This is a genomic window from Nesterenkonia halobia, from assembly GCF_039536005.1.
Classification (GTDB): domain Bacteria; phylum Actinomycetota; class Actinomycetes; order Actinomycetales; family Micrococcaceae; genus Nesterenkonia; species Nesterenkonia halobia.
Genome location: NZ_BAAAYG010000001.1, coordinates 63,785 through 83,332 on the forward strand (window position 1 = coordinate 63,785; position 19,548 = coordinate 83,332).

18 protein-coding genes and 2 tRNA genes are annotated in these 19,548 nt (G+C 68.0%); 1 reads left to right on the forward strand and 19 read right to left on the reverse strand.

Going from position 1 to position 19,548, the window contains the following annotated elements:
- Positions 1 to 6: 6 nt before the first annotated feature.
- The 16 genes from ABD652_RS00250 to ABD652_RS00325 form a co-directional block, all read right to left on the reverse strand.
- Complete coding sequence (locus ABD652_RS00250) at positions 7 to 1,170, reverse strand: hypothetical protein (RefSeq protein WP_344717179.1); 1,164 nt, start codon at positions 1,168 to 1,170, stop codon at positions 7 to 9.
- 23 nt (positions 1,171 to 1,193) lie between these two features.
- Positions 1,194 to 1,568 carry a hypothetical protein gene (locus ABD652_RS00255; protein ID WP_344717180.1) on the reverse strand — a complete coding sequence of 125 codons (375 nt, stop codon included), beginning with the start codon at positions 1,566 to 1,568 and terminating at the stop codon, positions 1,194 to 1,196.
- Positions 1,565 to 1,993 carry a hypothetical protein gene (locus tag ABD652_RS00260; RefSeq protein ID WP_344717181.1) on the reverse strand — a complete coding sequence of 143 codons (429 nt, stop codon included), beginning with the start codon at positions 1,991 to 1,993 and terminating at the stop codon, positions 1,565 to 1,567. The genes ABD652_RS00255 and ABD652_RS00260 overlap by 4 nt, the downstream gene beginning before the upstream one ends.
- 7 nt (positions 1,994 to 2,000) lie before the next feature.
- A complete protein-coding gene (locus tag ABD652_RS00265; RefSeq protein ID WP_344717182.1) occupies positions 2,001 to 4,073 on the reverse strand; it encodes a type IV secretory system conjugative DNA transfer family protein in 2,073 nt (690 codons plus the stop codon).
- Complete coding sequence (locus tag ABD652_RS00270) at positions 4,070 to 5,722, reverse strand: conjugal transfer protein TraC (RefSeq protein WP_344717183.1); 1,653 nt, start codon at positions 5,720 to 5,722, stop codon at positions 4,070 to 4,072. The genes ABD652_RS00265 and ABD652_RS00270 overlap by 4 nt, the downstream gene beginning before the upstream one ends.
- A 21-nt stretch (positions 5,723 to 5,743) precedes the next feature.
- Positions 5,744 to 7,399 (reverse strand): SCO6880 family protein, encoded by a 1,656-nt coding sequence (locus ABD652_RS00275; RefSeq protein WP_344717184.1) that lies wholly within the window; start codon positions 7,397 to 7,399, stop codon positions 5,744 to 5,746.
- A 37-nt stretch (positions 7,400 to 7,436) separates the two neighbouring features.
- Positions 7,437 to 8,954, reverse strand: a complete 1,518-nt coding sequence (locus ABD652_RS00280; RefSeq protein ID WP_344717185.1) for a hypothetical protein — start codon at positions 8,952 to 8,954, stop codon at positions 7,437 to 7,439.
- An 81-nt stretch (positions 8,955 to 9,035) separates the two neighbouring features.
- Entirely contained in the window at positions 9,036 to 9,395 is a 360-nt protein-coding gene (locus ABD652_RS00285) for a hypothetical protein (protein WP_344717186.1), read from the reverse strand.
- A 127-nt stretch (positions 9,396 to 9,522) separates the two neighbouring features.
- Positions 9,523 to 10,182: a hypothetical protein gene (locus ABD652_RS00290; protein ID WP_344717187.1), complete on the reverse strand. Its 660-nt coding sequence runs from the start codon at positions 10,180 to 10,182 to the stop codon at positions 9,523 to 9,525.
- Between the two features lie 250 nt (positions 10,183 to 10,432).
- Positions 10,433 to 10,855, reverse strand: a complete 423-nt coding sequence (locus ABD652_RS00295) for a hypothetical protein (RefSeq protein WP_344717188.1) — start codon at positions 10,853 to 10,855, stop codon at positions 10,433 to 10,435.
- Positions 10,856 to 10,858: 3 nt separating this feature from the next.
- The gene (locus ABD652_RS00300) at positions 10,859 to 11,746 is read right to left on the reverse strand and encodes a hypothetical protein (protein WP_344717189.1); all 888 of its coding nucleotides are present in this window, start codon (positions 11,744 to 11,746) and stop codon (positions 10,859 to 10,861) included.
- Positions 11,747 to 11,799: 53 nt separating this feature from the next.
- Positions 11,800 to 12,777, reverse strand: a complete 978-nt coding sequence (locus tag ABD652_RS00305; protein ID WP_344717190.1) for an RNA polymerase sigma factor — start codon at positions 12,775 to 12,777, stop codon at positions 11,800 to 11,802.
- A 48-nt stretch (positions 12,778 to 12,825) separates the two neighbouring features.
- A complete protein-coding gene (locus ABD652_RS00310; RefSeq protein ID WP_344717191.1) occupies positions 12,826 to 14,214 on the reverse strand; it encodes a helix-turn-helix transcriptional regulator in 1,389 nt (462 codons plus the stop codon).
- Positions 14,214 to 15,491, reverse strand: a complete 1,278-nt coding sequence (locus tag ABD652_RS00315) for a DUF2637 domain-containing protein (protein WP_344717192.1) — start codon at positions 15,489 to 15,491, stop codon at positions 14,214 to 14,216. Before ABD652_RS00315 ends, ABD652_RS00310 begins: the two co-directional genes overlap by 1 nt.
- Positions 15,488 to 16,456 (reverse strand): hypothetical protein, encoded by a 969-nt coding sequence (locus tag ABD652_RS00320; protein WP_344717194.1) that lies wholly within the window; start codon positions 16,454 to 16,456, stop codon positions 15,488 to 15,490. The genes ABD652_RS00315 and ABD652_RS00320 overlap by 4 nt, the downstream gene beginning before the upstream one ends.
- On the reverse strand, positions 16,456 to 16,719 hold the full coding sequence (locus ABD652_RS00325; RefSeq protein ID WP_344717195.1) for a helix-turn-helix domain-containing protein: 264 nt from the start codon (positions 16,717 to 16,719) through the stop codon (positions 16,456 to 16,458). Before ABD652_RS00325 ends, ABD652_RS00320 begins: the two co-directional genes overlap by 1 nt.
- A gap of 138 nt (positions 16,720 to 16,857) precedes the next feature.
- On the opposite strand from ABD652_RS00325, the gene ABD652_RS13940 reads away from it, so the two are divergent.
- Positions 16,858 to 17,160 carry a helix-turn-helix domain-containing protein gene (locus tag ABD652_RS13940; RefSeq protein WP_425574522.1) on the forward strand — a complete coding sequence of 101 codons (303 nt, stop codon included), beginning with the start codon at positions 16,858 to 16,860 and terminating at the stop codon, positions 17,158 to 17,160.
- Here the strand turns inward: ABD652_RS13940 and ABD652_RS00330 are convergent.
- The 3 genes from ABD652_RS00330 to ABD652_RS00340 all read right to left on the reverse strand — a co-directional run bounded on the left by ABD652_RS00330 (position 17,120) and on the right by ABD652_RS00340 (position 19,512).
- Positions 17,120 to 17,193: transfer RNA gene (locus tag ABD652_RS00330), tRNA-Met, on the reverse strand. The two genes, ABD652_RS13940 and ABD652_RS00330, sit on opposite strands and share 41 nt — an antisense overlap.
- An 85-nt stretch (positions 17,194 to 17,278) precedes the next feature.
- Positions 17,279 to 17,350, reverse strand: a tRNA-Thr gene (locus ABD652_RS00335).
- Positions 17,351 to 17,532: 182 nt separating this feature from the next.
- Entirely contained in the window at positions 17,533 to 19,512 is a 1,980-nt protein-coding gene (locus ABD652_RS00340; RefSeq protein WP_344717196.1) for a DEAD/DEAH box helicase, read from the reverse strand.
- Between the last annotated feature and the right edge of the window lie 36 nt (positions 19,513 to 19,548).

Sequence of the window (19,548 nt, forward strand, 5' to 3'; positions counted from 1 at the left end):
TTCTCGTCACCGCACGGGTGTCTCGACCTCGTCCTCTTCCTCGACGGCTTCCGCGTCGGCTGTCGTCTGCTCGTCGGGAAGCGGCTGCCAGGACTCGCCATCGGCGCTGGTCTCCCACTGCACTGTCGTCACCTGGGTGCCGCGCTCGACGTCGAGCCAGAGCTCGGCTTCTCCGGCCTCGGCGAGGCTGCCGAACCGAGCGAATGCCTCCGGCCGGTGGTTCACCCGCGCCGCCCCCAGCCCGACGGGATTCGAGGCCGCGATCTGTTCGCCGAATCCGTCGAAGGCCACCGCCCTGACCCACTGCGACCCGGCCGCCGGCCGCGCAACTCCCTGGGTCTCGCGCCGACCGGAGGTCGCTGCCTGCCAGTCGTCCTCGTCGTAGGCGATCTCGAAGGGCTCCAGCCCATTCCCCGGCGGGATCGGCGGCTGGTGACCCTTCTCCGGTGAGCAGCCAGCATTCTCAACCTTGTTCCGAAGCCGGACGATCATCTGCTCCAAGTTGGGGTGCCACATCATCATCGGGGTCAGGCTCGGGGCTCCCTCGGCCCAGGCCTTGTACTCCATGTTCATCGCCGCCCACAGCTCGGCGGTGATGTCGGGGTGGCGATACCAGCACGCCGGCACCACATGCGCCGGCAGCCGGTACTCCCGCACCAGCCAGTCGACCCACTTGCGCAGCCCGATCCAGGCCTGCTGCTGCTGTTCGGTCGGGATCTCGCGCCACCGCAGACCCAGCCATTCCGGCACGCCGTCCGAGTCGTCTTCCAACTTCTGCTGGACCCGCGGATCCCGATACGGGGCCAGCGGCGTGCCCTGGTCCGCTTCACCGTTCGATCCGGCCCCGCCAGCCGAGGCGGCCTCGTTCTTCTGCTTGGCCGCCTGCCGCTGAGCACGCAGTTCGTCCCACCGTTCACGCCGTCGCTGCCGGGCCTTCTCGATCACCGACTGCTGCTGAGCAGCTTCCTGGTCGCTGATATCGCCGGCCCGGCCCGTCGCCTCAGCGACTGCAGTCCAGGGATCCTCCTCCCCCGGACCGTCCTCCGCCTGGTCCTCGTCGCCGTCGCCGCTGTCCGGGCTCGCCGGCGCGGCGATCTCGTCCCAGGCCATCAGCAGCGCGTCGTCCTCAGCGGCACCGCCCTGCTGCTGGTTCTGCGTTTCCTCGCTCATCTCGTCTCCCCCTCACCGCGTGGTCATGCTGCCGGGCTTCGGCGCATATCCCGGCGTCTGCGGTAGATCCGTGGTGTCTGGATCACGTTCAGTGCTTGCTTCATCACCTCAGCGATGGCCAGCATCGCCGCATCCTCTCCCGGATTCCTGTCCATCCAGCGGTGCAGCGCGACATGGCAGGAGTGGCAGACCCACACCCCCGAGTCACTGGGCTGGGTGCAGGCGGTGATGTCGTAGACCGCGTGGCCGGTGGTGTGGACCTCCAACACCGCCGGCCGCTGGCACAGATAACACGTCAGCGGCTCGTCGGCGACGACGTCATCGACCACCGCCTCCTCGGGCGGCTGGTCCCCGGGTCGGTGCTCCTCGCTCGGCTGCTCGCCCATCGGCACGCTCACGCGTCCTTCCTCGTCTCGTCGTCGGTGTCTGCTGTCTCTTCTGTGCGGATCAGATGCGTGATGATCCAGATCGTCGCCCGCTCACGGTCCCAGCCGTAGAACTCCTTGCGTCCATCCATCATCCGGTGGAGTCGCTGGTGGTGACCCCGGCACATCGGCATCAAATCCTGGTGCTCCTCGGCGGCGATCCACCGGCCGGACTCGGTCTTGTCGACACCGGCGTAGGAGACATGGTGCAGGTCCAGCGAGACCTGATCCTGCCGACCGGCGGCCTCGGTCATCCCACACACCACGCAGCCAGGCTCCATCCCCATCGCCCGAACCTCCTCGAACCAGCGCCGCCGCCGAGCGAACCACGCTCGAGAGCGCAGGTACCCGCGCGAGTAGTCACTGTTGCCGGTCCGGTGCAGGGACAGTCGTGCCATCCTCGCCTCACCTCACCGGCGGAAGGTTCACGGCCTGACCGGACTGCCGCTCATCGCCGCCGCCATCGGTCGAGCCAGTCGGCTCGCCCACAGCCTCAGATGCGCCGGCACCGGTCTCGGTGGCCTCGGTGGTCTCGGCCGCGGCGGTGGTGGGCTGGTCGACTGATGACTGCACGGCCTCGTTCTGTTCGCGGATCAGCTCGTCCAGTCCTGCCGCCGCCTCTGGCGTCGCGGACGGTCCGGGCGTCTGTCCCGCGGTGGCGGCCGGTTGTTCGGCTCCGGTGGTCAGCACCTCCTCGGAGACCTGCTGGTCTCCGTTGGTCAGCGCTTCCAGCAACGAGGAGTTGTACCTCCCCAGTGAGGCCTTGATCTCCTTGGAGTCCTTGCGGTCGACCCACTTGACCATCGACATGTAGATCGGTCGGCCGTTGCGCTGCAGCAGCAGTCCCCGGCCGAACGGGATGCGCCGCAGGTCCGCGATCGGCAGCACGTCGACGTCGTGGACCTGTTCAGCGACCGAGGCCCCGTCCTTCTGCCAGGACTTCGAGCGCCGCGTGATCTGCCGCTGTCCGGCCAGCTCGTTGAAGACCTTCAGGTCATCGGTGTTGGCGGCACCGCCGAGCTGGACCTTCACCGTCGCGGCATCGAACAGCGCCGAGGCCTCCTGCTCGCCCCACTCGTTGCGGGCCTGGGCCATGGACTGGAACACCGCGAACGGCGAGATGCCGACACCGCCGCCGTCGGCCATCAGCTGGGTCAGCCCCGGCCAGGAGCCGGAGATGTTGGCGATCTCATCCAGCACCAGCGACATCGGCGGGTCCAGCCGGTTGCCCGGCCGCTTCGCCGCGATCTCGCGGGCCCGCTCGGTGATGGCATCCATCATCGCGATCAAGAACGGCCCCGCACTCGAGCCGCCGGTCTTAGTGCCGACGATGTAGAGAGTGCCGGATTCGTTGATGAAACGGTCGATGTCGAAGGTCTCCTCGACGCTGGTCGGCTTCAGCGCCTCCCGGACCTCCGGGACGCTCAGGCCCTTCACGCAGCCCTCGACGCCGAACCACTTGTTCTGCAGCATCTTCGGGTCGCCGTCGATGATGCCCTCCAGCGCCGCGCCCCAGCCGGAGGCAGCCTGCGGGTGGTCCTTCAGGATCGCCACCGCCCGGCGGGCCGAGGCCTGGTTGGTGCCCCACTCCATGAGGTCATCGACCGTCCGGTTGCCCAGGGCCGCGGCGTGCAGCAGGCACTCCATGATCGTCGTCGCCGGGGCCTTCCACTCGGCGTTGTTCCCCGACGATCCCAGCCCGGAGGCACCGATGAGGCTGGATGCCCGCTGGTTCGCGACCACCGGCTTCTCGCACCCGGTGATCGGCGACCACTTCAGCGTGGTCGGCTTGCCGGTCAGCCCCTGCGGGTCGAACAGTGCCACCGGGCCCTTCTTCGCCCGCATCTCAGCGGTCGCGGCGTAGTTGTCCGACCGGGAGCTGGTGGTGATCACCGGGCCCGGGGCATCCAGGATCGCCTGGATGAGCAGGTGCAGCCCCTTACCCGACCGGGGCGGGCCGATCAGCAGCAGCGACTCCTCCAGCGAGACCCAGATCGGGGTGCCCACACTCTGACCCAGCCGCAGGGCCGCATCGGCCAGCCGCGGCCGCTTCTGCGTCGGCCGGACCTTCTTCACCGTCTTCTTCGAGTTCTTCAGCACCCGACGGACTTCGGCCCCCTGGGCGATGCCCTCGCGGCTGGCCACGTCCTTGTTGAAGTACTTGTCGGACTGCTTGTACCGCCGGTAGGCGGCCACGCTGGCGGCGACGATGATCCCGACGATCACCAGCGTCACCAGCAGCACCACTGCCAGCCACCCCGGGGTCGCCGAGCACCCATCAGCGGTGCCGAACGCGGCCGGGTTCTGGGTGGCGAAGAACTCCAGCCCTGCCAGCGGGCTCTGCGGGCTCGCCCATGCCCCGCAGGCCAGCCGATTCGCGAGGATTCCCACGCCGATGAACAGCCCGTAGAGGGCGAACAGGCCGAGCACCAGCAGCATGATCTTCTCCTGGCCGGTGGTCTGCTTGGTGGTGTTCATGCCGCATCCTCCTGACCCGCAGCAGTCTCTGCGCCTCGACCGGCGGCCGCCATCTCAGCGTCCACCAGCGCTTCGTCCTCATCGTGTTGCCGTGTCTCTACTCCGGTCGCCGGAGTCTCCGGCTCGTCTGTGCCGGCGGCGAAGTTCATCCGCTGGTCCGTGTCGGTCAGCGGCACTTCGGCCGCGGTCCGCCGGGTGGCGACTTGGAAGCTCATCTTCGAGCCGATCCGCCACAGCGCGACACCTGGTTCGAGGTCCTTCAGCAGCGTCCGTTCCCGCTCGGAGATTTCCAGCTCCGACATCGTCCGGGTCAACGCCGAGGCGTCCTGCTTGTGGATGATCTTGATGTCGGCCTCGGCGAGCAGTCCGCGGGCCATCGCCGCTTCCTTCGAGCCGGCGTCGCCGGCGATGTCGAGGTCGGTGAGCTTGTGCAGGATCAGGATGTTGAAGATCCCGTAGGTGCGAGCGAGCTTGAAGAACCGCACTTTCGCCGCCAGGTCGTCCTCGCTGGTGATCTCAGTCCAGGCCTCCTCGTTGACCACGACACGCTGACCGGCTTCGGCGAATCCGATCATCGACTCGGTCCAGGTGGTCGAGCAGGCGCTGATCACATTGCGCAGCACCTGGTCGGCTTCGCCCAGTGCGGAGGTGTCCAGCGAGACCGCCGTGGCGAACGGGTCGTAGACGTGGGTGGACTCTCCGTCGACCATGCCCTTCATGTCGCCGGTGGTCAGCCGCCGTAGCGTCATCGCCATGCCGTTGGCCGCCTCCGAGCGGGTGGGGTTGCTCGTCTGCTCGCCGTGGTAGATGCCCCAGAGCTTGTCGATGATGTCCGGGATGATCACCGTCCGCGGTATCCCCTGCGCCGAGACCGGCTCGGCATCGACTGCGTCGTCCAGGGCTTGCCGGATGACGTCGATCTCGGCATGGGTGAGCTTGCGCTCCTCCAGGATGCGCACGATGCGGTTCATCAGCGTCAGCCGCCGCGAGCGGACCATCTCGGCCCATTTCTCCTCGGTCATGACCTCACCGTCCTCGGTCAGCGAGGGACGAACCCCCTCGTCCAGGGGATTCACGCGGGTGTTGAGCCCGGGTCCGAGCTTGATGACCTGCCCGCCGAGAGCTTCGATGACCGGAGTCCATTCGCCCTTCACGTCGGAAGTCACCGAGAGCTTGCGGCCGGTCAGCACCAGCCGCATCGCCCAGCATTTGGCCAGTGTCGACTTCCGGGTGCCGACGGTGCCGAAGATCATCGCCGCCGGCGCAGTGATGATCTTGCGCTCGTAGAGCTCCCACGGGTCGATGCAGAAGGCTCCGCCGCCGTTGAGGTCGTCGCCGACGAGCACCCCGTCAGAGCCCAACGACGGGCCAGCGACCCAGGGCATCGTCGTCGCCGCCAGGTGCGCCGTCGTCGGCACCCCCTGCACCTTCAACCGCCGCAGCCCCCAGCCTTGAGCCGGTGCCGTCGACCCGCCTTCCCCGTAGGCCGGGCCCGGCAGGCCCGGCCCGCTGGCCTTCTTCCGCTTCGTCGCCGCCTGCAGCCGGGACAGCTCACGCAGCCGCTTGCGTTCCTTCCGGGCGGCGCGGCCCGTGGCGGGCCCGTCGCCGAACACGGTCCGATGCACCGGGCGGCCTGTCTCCATGCTCATCCTCGTTCCCCTTCGTGCTCGTCAGCGGATCCCGATGCGACCGAACGGCAGCGCCGCGGCGGCGAAGGCCGCGTCCTGCTCTCGCCAGACCGGCCGCAGCTGGCAGTTCGCGCGCGTCGCCCGGGTCAGCACCTTCTGGCAATTCGCTTCCAGCGACGACATGTCCTCAGCCGAGATCGTGATCAACCCGACCGGCTTCATCGGCGCATGTCCCTCGAGCAGCTCGGCCTCCTCCTTCTCGACATCGGCCCCTTCACGCTCGGGCTGCTGGGTGTCGGGCTGGTCGAGCTTCTGCCGCATCCGGTTCGCGGTGGCCAGATCAGCCTTGCGCTGCTTGTTCCGGTGCAGCGCCTTCGCCGGCTCCTCCGGCTTGTACGCCACAGTGATGGTGTGCCGGAACCCGCCGGCGAAGACGAACTCTTCCAGAAAGCCCAACTTGGCCTGGTGCTGCGGCCATTCCGAGATCATGTAGGTCCGGTGCACCGCCGAATCGGCTGCGATCCGATCCGGGTAGACGTCCATGGCCATCGGCCCGGCATCGGTGACGTCGGCACCGGCGATTCCGCCATCGCCCTGGGTGACCATCAGCGTCGAGCCCGGGTCGAAGGCCGAGCGAGACAGTCCCGCCAGCGTCCGCGGGGTGTGCCAGCCGGTGACTTCAGCGCCCGAGTCCTCCACCACTGACTCCACTGAGCCGGTGACCCCGATGGCGACCTCCATGAACCCACGGATCCCGCCGCCGGAGACCGTGATCGCCTCCCGCAGCTTCTTCTCCGACAGCACGATGGTCAGCCACATCTCATGCACCGGCACACTGCCAGACTCTCGCATCAGGTCGATGAACGCGCTGTGCTGGAACGGGTCGACGTTCTCCCCCGACAGCGGCACGTGCTGCTCCAGGTCCTCCTCCCAGACCGTCGGAGCCTTCGCCCGCTTCTGGTCGTAGTAGCGCTCGATCCGAGCACCGGCGATCAGCGTGGTCTGGTCCGAGGTCACCCACCGGTCGATCCCTTCGACACCGGCCAGAGCGGTCAGCCCGTCACGGTATCCCCGGGTGCGGCCTTCCTGGTCCTCGGCCGCCTCCAGACCGAACGCCTTCGGAGTGCTCACCTGCGCAACCATGATCCCCTCGCGGTGCCGAGGATCCCAGACGAACGCCGGCCCGCCGGGAAGCTCATAGGCGGTCAGTTCAGCCAGCTCGCCGGGGAGAGTGAAGCGTCGCCGCTCCGTGGTCAGCTTGATCCGTCCACGCGCATCCCGCCACTGGGTCTCCCGAGAGATCCCATCGTCTGGTTCATCGTCATCATCGTCGTCCTCGCCGTCGAGCAGCTCGGCATCCTGCTCAACCTGCACCGGCGCGAGCTGGCGGCGGTACTGCAACTGGCCCCGCCGGTTCCGCAGCTTGTAGTAGAGGATCACCGCGCCCCAGACCGGGATCGAGCGGCCAGCCGGCTTCGGAATCGCCACCGCCGCAGTGATCATCAGCACCGGGATCGCCGTCAGCACGCCCCACGGGAACGGGACCAGGAACAACGCCTGCAGGATCGCCATCCCGATCCCGACCAGCACCGTGCCGACCTGCACCCAGTCCAGGCCCAGCACCACGCCCGTCCGGCGCTCCTTCGGGAACGAGGACCCGTCCCACTCCGACTCGAATCGCGACTCTGTCGTCGTCATCGTCACCTCACGTCCCTTCGATCATCCTGCCCCGGCATCACTGAGTCGCACCGACAGCCGGCCGCGCCGTCCCGCCAGATCCTGAATCCTTCTGCGCCGAGGCCCCTGCCGACGTCGAGGACCCCTTGGCCGCTCCTCCGTAGGCCGGCTTGGCTTCCTTCGTCGTCGACGAGCCGCTGGAGGCCGGGGTCGTGCTCGTCCCCGAAGCCCCGGAGCCAGCGGTCCTGGATCCCCCGGTCGCAGTCTTCTGCCCACCACCAGAGGTGTTGGTCGCCGGCTTCGCCGTACCCCCGCCGCCGGAGCCCCCGCCGGAGCCCCCGCCGGAGGGCTTCGTCGCGGATTTCGCCGCGCCTCCACCTCCGGTGCTGCCGCCGTCCGAGGACGTGGTCGCTGACTTCGCCGCACCTCCGCCGCCAGTGCCTCCACCTCCGGAGCCACCGCCGACGGCTTTGACTGTGCCGCCTCCGCTTCCTCCGGCGCTGGGCCGCACCGCCGACGAGGTCCGCCGGCTGGCCCCGCGCACCGCATTGCGGGTGGTGCTCTTCGTCTGGTTCACCGCCCGGCTGGCCACACCCGCGCCGGCGCGTTCGATTCCGTCGCTGGCACCGCCGGTCATCCAGCCCATCAAGGGCAGTAGAATCAGCGGCGCAGCCGCGGCGACCAGCAACAGGACGAACCCGATGGCCATCATGATGAACTCGGAAGAGGCCTGGGCCATGACGGCCCCGAATCGGATCACCACGGCCGCGGCAGGTTTCGCCGCCAGCAGCGCGATCACCACACCCCACCAGCGGTTGAAGATCGGCTTCGACGCCTCGCTGGCCAGCGAGAAGATCGCCACCGGCAGGAACACCGTCAGGATCAGCAGCGCCAGCACCCGAAGGACCATCATCCCCATCAGGATCACTCCGGCGATCAGCAGCGCCCCCGCGACGATCAGCGGGAACAGCGCCCGGCCGACGTCCTGCTCGTCTCGGGCCATCTCCCATTGGACGAAGGCCTCGTTCAGCACGACGCCCGCTTCACCGTCAGAGGTGTTGGTCCCGGATTCGTCCCATTGCAGACCGAACATCGACAGCACCGCCACGACCCCGTCGTTCTGACTGGTCCCGGCATTGAGGATGTGCGATGTGGCCAGGTCAGCGGCACCGAGCAGCATCCACATCAGACCGGTCATGATCACCACCGCGGGGATTCCACCGATGGCGACCAACGCCGCGCGCAGCAGACCAGCGGTCGAGCCGCGGAAGATCGACAGCACCACCTGGATGCCGACGATGATCATCAGCACCGGCACCATCACCGCGGTCACCACCGCCAGCATGCCGGGATGATCGACAGTGGAGAGCACCTCTCCGTCCGTCGAGACCTGGGTGATCTCTCCGCCGACGACGGCGACCCACCAATCGCTCAGGGCGCCGTCGCCGGCCTCGCTGCTGACAGTGCCCACGCGGAAGGCGTCTTCGATGAAGAACCAGGCCGCCATGGCCAGACCCTCGATCCCGCCGGACAGGATCTCGGCGATCTTCTCGCCCCAGTCATCAAAGATTCCCACGTGGACTCCTCGCCACCGTCTGCTTCACGTCACCACTGCCGCATCTCCAGGCGGCCCTTCGGCCGGCCCGCAGGGTGCGGATCAGGTCGACTGCTGCTGCTGCGAGATCTCTTCGTCGAAGGTCATCCAGTCCGGCCCGACGTCGGAGAAGTAGACGACCAGCGTGGTCGCGGTGCCGATCAGTACCGAGGCCACCAGGCCCCACACGAACGCGCCGATGCCGCTCTCCTGGGCGCGCCCACCGGCACCGAGCTTGCCGGCGACCCAGATGCCGACACCGATGATCATCACCACCACCAGCACCACGACGATCGTGGCGATGATGAACCCGCCGATCGTGGTGAAGAAGTCCATCCACGGCGCTTCGAAGTCCGCCGTCGGCAGGTCGCTCTTGTTGATTCCGCTGGCCACCGTGGTGGCCAGAGCAGTCGTCGCAGACATAGGTCTCCCTCTTCCTCGTTGAGAATTTCTCAGTACGCCCATCCCTGAGGTCCGTCCCAGGGGAGGTCTCTTCACAGATGCGCCTGCCGCCAGCGCCAGAGCGACACGGGCTGGTCAGGTCGCGGGTTCAGCCGTCGCTGGATTCCGGAGCTTCGAACTCGTGAGTCTTGTGCTCGGTGTTGCTCATCGCCCCGGGGGCGTGGATGGTGCCGACCTCGATCGTGGTTCCGCCCGCGGCCGAGCGGTTATCCGGGGTGCATTCGCCCTCACCAGGCATCCAGGAGATCTTCCAGAGGTAGGCCGAAGCGTGGTCGTCCAGCTCCTTCTGGACCTCCTCCTCGATGCCGAGAGCCTTCACGACCTCCATGCCCTCCTCGTGGGCCTCTTCATAGGCGCTCTCTGCTGGCCCGGCCCCGTCGGACTCCCACTGCACCGGCTCCTCGCAGCTGACCAGCGTGCTCTCGACCTCGACCTCGACGGCCCCGGGACGAGCGTCCTCCGGCATCAGGCCATAGATCCCGCCCTGCTCACCTCCAGCAGTCGAGGACCACGCCACCGCACCGGTCAGTGTTCCGATGAGGACACTGCCGCCGAAGAACGCCAGCAGAGTGCTGGTGCCCTTGCTGGCCAGCACTGAGCTGGCCTTGATCTTGCCGGTCGCCACCAGCAGCGCCCCGGTCGCGCCGCCGAGGACCAGCAGCACGGCTACAGCCCCCAGCACCATCGCCGCGATCTCTCCGGTCCCCGTCTCGGAGGACCAGATCTCGCTGTCGAGACCATCGAACATTGCACTCACTCCTGAAGGTGTCTGTCGCATCCGCTACACCTGCCATTCGTGACTGCCCCGATCACACGTATGTCACGCGGCCCCAGCACCGCCCCGCGACTCCCCCATGACTGCCTGCGGCCAGTCCGCGGCAACCGGCCGAGACGAAGAAGGGCGGTGAACCGCACCGGCCTCCCGATAGGAGGCCAGCTCGGTTCACCGCCCACGCACCGTGGCTGGCGAGGCTGCCCTGTCGCCGCAGCCAAACGGCTCAGAGCATCATCCCGGCAATCTGCATCCACGCCACCAGCACCGCCGCCGTGGCCACGACCAGCAGCGTCTTGCCCCACCAGCTCCGCACCCAGCCGGGATACCGCTGCACAGCGGACTCATCGTCGGGAGCTGTCGCCGCATCCATCCCCGAGCGGACGTGCCGCCCCATCTGCGCGAAAGGGCCACCGATGGCCCGCAGCGTCGCCGTGGCAGCTCGTCGCACCCACGAACGCCGCCGGTAGACGTACTCGCCCCGGCCGTCGCCGGCATCGAGCCGCTGGGGAAGCTCCTCCTCGGCTGCCTCGACCGCGGCCTCAGCGCTTCCCTCGATGTCGACGCCCTCGGAGCCGGTCCCGGCCGTCTCGATCACCTTGTCGGCACCCTCGGCGTCCTCTGGGGTTGTTCCGTTCCTCGTCATCATCGTCTACCTCCTCGTCTCGTCACCCATGCGCCCCGTGCGCCGTTCCGGCTGTGGATCTTCGACCAGCTCACGCTGCAGACGCCGGAGCCGTTCCTTCGTCCGCGCCGCCGAACTCTCAGCCTGCTCAGCCAACGCCGTTGCCGTCGCGGGCCGTCGCAGCGGCTTGTCCTGGAACCGCCGTCGAGCCCACAGCCGCGCGATCAACGACTTGACCCCAGCGTCCCGGGTCTCCACGCTCCAGTCGCTCTCCATCCAGCGGTCTCCGCACACCTGCTCGTTGATCACCCGATAGCGACCCGGACCCTCGTTGATGTCCCAGGTGTCCTCGAAGCCCAACGGCCGGTTGACTTCGATGCGGCCGAGCCGGACCGTCCCGACGCCCTCGTCCGTGGCCTTCTGGTAGACGATGACCGCACGCCGGGTCAGCGACGGGACCACGATGATGTCGACCAGACCGACCGGATCATTCGCCAGCCTCGGAGTCTGCAGACGCCGCGACCGACGAGTCATCCACTGCCGCGCTGCCGCTGCCACCAGAGAGCCACCGGCCTGCAGCAGAACGGCAATCACCAGCACGCTCGCGATCAGCTCCAGCAGCACCACCATGCTCCCGGACATGCTCGCGGGTTCAGTCACCTTCATCACTGCCGGAACCCAGGACCACTGGACCCCCAGCAGAGCCTCGGACCGTTCGGCGACGATGCCAACGAAGGCGAGAACCAGGACCCAGACCGCCACCACGCTGAATGTCCTCACCGGATCGACGTAGCGCCTCCAGCCTCGCCAGCCCATCACCGGAAACTGCCCTGCGAGGACCGTTCCGACAACTCGGCTCTCGAGCATCTGCTCGACCCACTGCTCGTTCTGGACGGTGTCACCGGGATCGCTCATCGTGTCTCCTTCGGCTCGTGTCTGCAGCATTGCTCCGTCTCCTCCTCGCCGGGTCATCGGCGGTCACCCTCATCTCCAGTCAGTCCGGTCTCGGTGGTCATCACCGTCGCCGCGACCGAGAGCCAGAGCTTCATCCGTGCCCAGTACTGCCGCGCGGTGTGCTTGCTGAATCCCGTCAGCTCAGCGACGTAATCGCCAGTGATCTTCGAGACCGGCCGGCCACTGGCCGCCACAGCATCAGCGACCTCCCTGCGCCATGACCCGGCCTCACTGGGGTCCGAGTCGGCCACACAGTCCAGCAGCACCCCGACAGTGGCCTGCTGGCCCTCTCGGCGGGCCGCCTGGGCCGCGGCGATCACCTGGCAGGTGGTGACGAACTCCCGGCGGGCCGCGCGCAGCGCGTCCTCGCTGACGCCCAGCCGCTGGGTCGCCACTGCGATGTCGTTCTCGCAGCCGATGATCGTCTCGACCGCCCGCTGGAAGGTCTCGCGGTTCGGCATCACCTTCTGGGCCGCGCGGAACAGCGGCCCGGCCTGCTCGATGGCCTCCTGAGCCGCCAACACCGCCTCATAGCCGTCGTCCTCGGCCCAGATCGTCACCGCGGACTGCTCCCGAGCCTTGGCCCCGGTCTCCAGGGCGTACTGCCCATCGACCTGCCGCTTCTGCTCACGGATGTGATCCACCGCCCTGCGCTTCGCGATCGTGTTCACCCAGGTCTTCAACGACCCCTGCATCGGGTCGAACCGATGCAGCGCCGCGGACGCGTCGATCCAGGCCTGCTGCAGCACGTCTTCGACGTCCTCCGAGCTGCCCATCGACCCGCCCAGGGTCTTGACGACCACCGGCCGGGCCGCGCGCAGCGCCTCGACCAGCTCATGGTCGCTGACCCCGGGACCGTCCTCGCCGGCACCGTTCTGCTCGGCCCACTGATCCCATGCGCCCTGGCCGTCGTCTGGCTCATCGACGTGCTGGCAGTCGCCCTCGGGTATCCCGGCACTGCCGGGGTCCTGTTCCAGTTCCTCAGGTCTCATGCTCTCCGTTCCTCCAGTCCCCGTTGCTCGGGCATCAGCCGAGATCTCTCACCCAGAGATCTCGATGCCCTGCTTGCCCACGGCCTGCTGTGCCTCGGCCGAGAGCTTCTCGAACTTCGCCCGTGTCATCTGACCGCGGTCGTACTCGGTCTTCCATCCCTCGCTGATGGCGTTGGAGCGGCACATCGGACACCGCCCCTTCCGGTGGCCGAAGCTCGCGTGGTCATCGACCGGACACCCTGGCCGGTCACCACCGGCCATCGCAGTGGCCGCCTGGCCGGTCACATGGCCGGCCACAGCCGCCGCAGCCTCCTGCTCGTTGTGGCCGGCCGCTCCGGCCAGCTCGGCCTTGGCCGCGGCCGGGATGCTGGACAGCTGGGCCGCCCAGCCGGCCGGGTCCGCGGTCACCGCGGCCACCACGTACGGGGTCGGCCGCTGGACTCGCGTCTTCGCCCGGTCAAGCACCTGATCGACCAACCAGCGGATGTCTGCGGACGAAGCCCGCCGGCCAATGGCCGCGGCCACCTGGTTGGCCACCACGGCCACATCCACGCCGCGGTGGACACCGTCGGCCCCCACCGTGGCCACCGGCCCAGACGCACCGGCCACACCGGCGGCGGGACCGGCCATCTGGCCGGACACTGTGGCCGCGCCGCCCATCGCTTCGCCGGAGTCGGGCTGAGGAGCCCCCTCGGTATCGGCCGGACTCGGCGGGGTGGCCGCGCTGGGCTCCGCCCCAGCGGCGGCCACCGCCGAGCCGGCAGCGATCTCGGCGGCAGCCTGATGGTCATCATCGATCCGGTCATCATCGGCGGCTCCAGCCGCCGGCTGGCCGACTGACACGACGGTGAACGCACCAGCCGACGATGAGGATGATGATGACGGTTCATGGTGATGGTTCAAGGACGCGCGCGCGTTCACCTCGCGCGCGGGAGGTGTCGCTGGTGTCACCTCGGAGGTGACACTGTGTCGCCTCCCCTGGGTTTCCTTCGCAGAGGTGACACTGTGTCGCCTCCTGGGATCACGCGGATCTGTAGAGGTAGGTGACACTGTGTCACCTCCTGCGGTTTCAAGAGGTGACACAGTGTCACTTCCTGGGATCACGCGGTTCTGTTCGGTGAGGGTGATCGGCTGCTCGACCGCCTCAGGGTGGAAAATGTAGCCGTTGCCCCCGAGGAATCCCGACTTCCGTCGACGCCGGTAGGTCGAGATCAGCCCGTGCTCGGTGAGCCGGCTCAGCGCCCGCATCACCGAGCGCTTCGACAGACCCGACTCCTTGGCCAGGGTTTCCTGGAAGGGCCGGGCGTGCCAGTGCCCATCTTCCTCATCCCAGGAGGCGTTGTCGGCCAGCAGCATCAGCACGAAGCGTTCCGAGCTTGAGAGATCGAACTGCTGAAAGACCTGTCTGCGCGCCCAGGTGAGCATCTCCGTGGCCATCAGAACCCTCCTGTCTGGCCCTGGCCCTCTTCATCAGCGCCGTCATCGGCCTCGTCGTCTGCCTGGAACAGCTCCGGGTAGGTCTTGCGCACATCACCCAGCCGACGCCGGGCAGTACGCTCCGAGACCCCGAACTCCTCGGCGAAGGCCGTCCCGACTGGCTCGATGCCGGCCTCGATCTGACGACGCACCCAGTCGGCAGCGTCCGCGACCGACTGGCGTCCCCGGGTCGAACCGCCGGAACTATTAGCGCTCGGTGCCTGTGTTGAGCCTTTCTCGGTCCGCGGTGCCGCCGGCACCTGCGCCACCGGCGCGGCAGACGGTTCCCCGCTGTCTTCAGCCATCGCCTGCTCGATCCGCCGCTCACGCTGTGCCCGGGCGATGGCCAGTCGAGTCTCATGTTCCTCGGACTCCAGTTCGGCCTGCCGGCGAGCTTCCTCACGCTCCTGCTCCAGCCGACGCTTCTGCTCCTCCCGCTGAGCTTCCAGCTCGACCATCTGCTGCTCCTGCTCGGCCTGGGCGGCCTCCCAGCGAGCGGCTTCCTGCAGCTCCCGGTCCCTGGTCTTGGGGTCCTCGACTGCGACCCGGGCAAGCTGCTCGGTCGCGGTGAAGATCGCAATCGGGACCATCGCCGCCATTCCCGCACCGACCAGCGACTGCCAAGAGTCCGTGGCCCCGTAGGCCAGCGCATGTGCGCTGTTCGCCACCACAGAGAGCAGCGTGAAGATCGTCAGCGCGGTCCACGAGGCGATAGTCCGCTCGCCCCGAGCGCGGTGGACCAACACCGCGGCGGCATAGACGAGGATCGCCAGGTCGATGAAGACCGGAACCGCCCAGGCCATCCACGACGGGAGCCCGAGCCAGGCGGCCACCTCCATCAGGGCGACGAAAGAGATCGCGAAGGCCACCAGGCCCAGGATCGTCACCCCGGCGACGATCAGGCGGATGAAGGGCCCGGAGTCCGGATTGACTCTGCGTCCCCGGCCCGGACGGCTCGCCGCTGTGCGCCCGCGACTGCCCTCGCCCTGATCGGCGCTGATACCATCGGAGTTGGCGAAAGATGCCGAATCCGTTCCTCGGTTCTTATCTTCGTCACCTCCAGTGCCCCCGGCCTGCGGTTCACCCGCCGCATCTTCAAAGGCCGGGGGCACACCCCTGTCTGCCGCCGTCGCCGACGACTCGGTCTCAACCGCGTGCAGCTCAGTCTTCCGCTCCGCAGTCTCTGCCGGCCGGTGTCCGTTCGTGGTCATGAACTCGTCTTGGATCAGCTCGCTCATCGCGTCTTCCTCCACCCGTCGACGGCGCGGGACAGGTCCTCCACGGCGTCGGTCACGTTCGACATCACTTCTTCAGCCGCAGCATCATCAGCGGCAAGGGCCTCAGGCGCTGCGGCCGTGCGGCTCAGCAGATTGGCGAGGGTGCGCACACACCGCGCGGAATCGCTGATCACTCCGACCCGTTCCTCATCGGTCAGCGGCGAGTCACCCATCGCCGGAACCACCGAAGCCGAAAGCCGGGCGGCCAGCTTGATCGTCATCGGCACAGCAGCCTGCCCCGAGGCATGGAACTCGCGAAGGTCGCGGCGGGACTGCTCACGGTGATTGGCCTCAGTCGCTTCGATGTCGACCACTGGGATTCCGGCCTCCTCGGGAGACATCCCCAGCACCGATCCCGACACGGCGTCCCCGGCGTCCTCGCCCAGCTCATCCGCGATCGAGATCTGGCCCGGAACGCGAGGTTCGTCTGACGCCGGTTCTTTGTGCTCGTCGTCCCCACTTCTCGGGCGGGCCGCAGCGTACTGTTTTCCGTCGATCCCCTGGATGGGTGCAGGAGTTGGATCAGTAGGCATCATCTGCTCTGAGGACTCACCATCAGGTGTCCCAGTTGGGACACCTGCATGGGACGAGGAGATAGCTCGCCCGACCGTTCCGCGCCCTAGCTGCGTTGCGGCGGCAATCGCGCGGACGCTCATGCCCGCGTCGCGGAGTGACGAGATGGTCTGTTCACGCTCTTCACGAGGCGGCTGGAGGTTCATCGACCCGAACTCTCGCTGGATGAACTGATCCCACGTCTGGTGGCCTAGAGCCAGCCATGCCCGGCCCTGGTAGGCGCGGATGATGTGCTCCCAGACCACAGCAAGTCCGGTCTTGATCTGGTCCGTAAGTTGCCGGGCCTCCTGGGCCGTCAGGTCACCGTCGGAGCTTCCGAGGCTGAAGCTTTCAGAAATCTCGCCCTCAGCCATCAGGCAGCCCCCGCGTCCGAAGGATTCCCGCCGTGGTTCAGCTCATCGGCGTCATCGATCCCCTCGGTGATCTGGGAGAACTTCACCCCAAGGATCGAAGCCAGGAGAACAAGCTCGCCGGTCTTCCAGTCCGTCATCCCGGTCATGCGCTTGCTCAAGGCCCCGCGAGATACCCCCAAGCACGATGCCACCTCCAGATTCGAGAGGTTCTTCCTCCCCACCTCGGCTCGTACATTTGCTGCAATCGCTTCGCTGTACTTCATGGCGGCAACTCTATTCGCTCTGCGATTAGGTGCCAAGCCGTTCGTTTCGCGTGTCGATACATCTGAGTCTTGTGGGTACACGAACGGTCGCCTAGGAGTTAGACTTGCCCCATGACGATCACCAGCACTGATGCGGAGATGGACAATCTCGACGCACATGTGGGCGCAGAAATTCGCAGCTGGCTAGGTAGGCGCGGCCTTCCTCAGCGCCGCCTGGCTGAAGTACTGAACATCACGCAGGGGAATGTCTCGCAAAGACTGCGAGGAAACCGGTCCTTCACGATCGCCGAACTCATGCAGATCGCGACATTCCTGGATGTATCGCTCGCTGACCTGCTCGGCAGCAGCCTGGTCAACGAAAAGACCCCCCGCCCGATGGGCGAGGGGTCCTCTGAGGGAGTAGCGGTGGCGGGGCTCGATCCCGCGACCTCACGATTATGAGTCGTGCGCTCTAACCAACTGAGCTACACCGCCACAGAATGAGAAGCGCCCGCGCCGTGCAGTGGCGCCCCATCCTCGGGAGGATGAGACGCTCTGCGCTGCGCGGGCTCTCACTCCGAGCCCCAAGCGGGAATCGATCCCGCGACCTCCACCTTACCAAGATGGCGCTCTACCGCTGAGCTATTGGGGCAACGGCATGAAAGTCTACCAGCACCCTCACGGCGAGTGAAATCGAGAGCAAGTGACCTGACTCACCTCTTCGATCCACCCTCGCGGCCGGCGGTCCGAGACTGCCGCCTCGACGAAGACTGCCGACACGACGACGGCGCGGCCCCGACCGTGTGGCCGGGACCGCGCCGTCGTCGTGCAGGCTCAGCTCGAGCGCGGCTTGCGCTTCGGGGAGCCGAAGCCGCCGGACTTGGCGTCACGACGCCCGCCGCCGCGCGGGGCGCCGCCCCCGCGGCCGCCGGAGGGGCCGCCGGACGCGCCGCCGGCGTCCTTCTTCAGCTCGATCAGCTCGCCGCCGATCCGCGTCTTCGCCAGCGCATCCCACTGCGCGGAGGACAGCTGCTCGGGCAGCTCGACCAGTGCGTGGGTGTTGCGGATGTCGATGCCGCCGATGTCCTTGGCCGGCAGGTCGGCCTCGTTGGCGATCGCCCCGACGATGTGTCCCGGATTCACCCCGTTCCGGCGACCCACCGCGATGCGGTACATCGCCTTGCCGGGGCCGGCCTCGCGGGCCGGACCCTTGGAAGCGCGGTCACGACCGCCGCGCTCGGGCTTCTCCGAGGCCTCGCGGGACGCCTCGCGGACCAGGTCGTCGTGGCCGGAGTCCCGGTCGAACAGCGGACGCCCCTCGTGGAGCATCGCCACCAGCGCGGCGGCGACATCCTCCCCAGAAACATCGTTATCGGCGATGTAGGAGCTGACGACCTCGCGGTACTGGTCGATCTGGCCGTCCTGCCGGGCGGCGGTGATCCGCTCGGCGAAGCGCCGCGACCGGGCGGCGTTGACGTCGGCGATGGTCGGCATCGCCATCTGCTCGACCTTCTGGCGCGTGGCCTTCTCGATCGAGCGCAGCATCCGCCGCTCGCGCGGGGTCACGAACAGCACGGCCTCCCCGGAGCGCCCGGCGCGGCCGGTGCGGCCGATCCGGTGCACATAGGACTCGGTGTCCATGGGGATGTCGTAGTTGTAGACGTGGCTGATCCGCTCGACGTCGAGCCCGCGGGCGGCGACGTCGGTGGCCACCAGCACGTCGACCCGGCCGGCGCGCAGGTTCTCCACCGTCTTCTCGCGCAGCTTCTGCGGGACGTCGCCGTTGATGGCGGCGGCGCGGAATCCGCGGGCGGTCAGCTTCTCGGCGACCTCCTCGGTGGCCGCACGGGTGCGGACGAACACGATCGCGCCGTCCTGCGTCTCGGTCTCCATGATCCGCACCAGGGCGTCGCCCTTGGCGTGATGCTTGACCTGGACGTAGCGCTGGCTGATCGTCGACGACGTCGACGTCGCCTCCTTGACCGAGACCTCGACCGGGTCGTTCAGGTAGTCGGCGGAGATCCGGCGGATGGCCTTCGGCATGGTGGCCGAGAACAGCGCGACCTGCTTCGCGGACGGAGTCTTCGCCAGGATCTGGTCGACCTCCTCGGCGAAGCCCATGCGCAGCATCTCGTCGGCCTCGTCGAGGACGAGGTGCTCGATGCCCGAGAGGTCCAGCGAGCCGCGCTGCATGTGGTCGATGACGCGCCCCGGGGTGCCGACGACGACCTGCGCACCGCGGCGCAGACCGTCCAGCTGCGGGCCGTAGGGGGCGCCGCCGTAGATCGGCAGCACGGTGACGCCGTCGACGTCGGCCGCGTAGGTGGAGAACGCGTCGGCCACCTGCAGCGCCAGCTCACGCGTCGGGGCGAGCACGAGCGCCTTGGGCGTGCGGGTCAGCTGACCGGCGTCGTGCTCGGCGGCCAGACTGCTCAGCGTCGGCAGCGCGAAAGCCGCCGTCTTGCCGGTGCCGGTCTGGGCCAGGCCGATGACGTCGCGACCCTGGTTCATCAGCGGGATGGTCCGCGCCTGGATCGCCGTGGGGGTCGTGAAGCCCATCCGGTCGACGACGGCCATCACGCGGCGGTCCAGGCCGAGGGTGCGGAAGGCGGGCTCGGCCGCCTCGGTCTTCGCCGGCGCCTCGGACGGCTCGGACTCCTCCGGCTGGGCAGCCGTCTGCTCAGTCGCCGGCTCAGCGGCCTGGTCAGCCGTCTGCTCAGCCTGCGGGGTCTGCTCCTCCGTCGCAGCCGGGGCGGACTGCTCGACGGTCTCCTGACGCTCGTCGGCGTCCTGGGCGAGGGTGGGGGTACTCATGGGCGGTGCTCCTTCTCGGATCGGCACGGCCGGTCC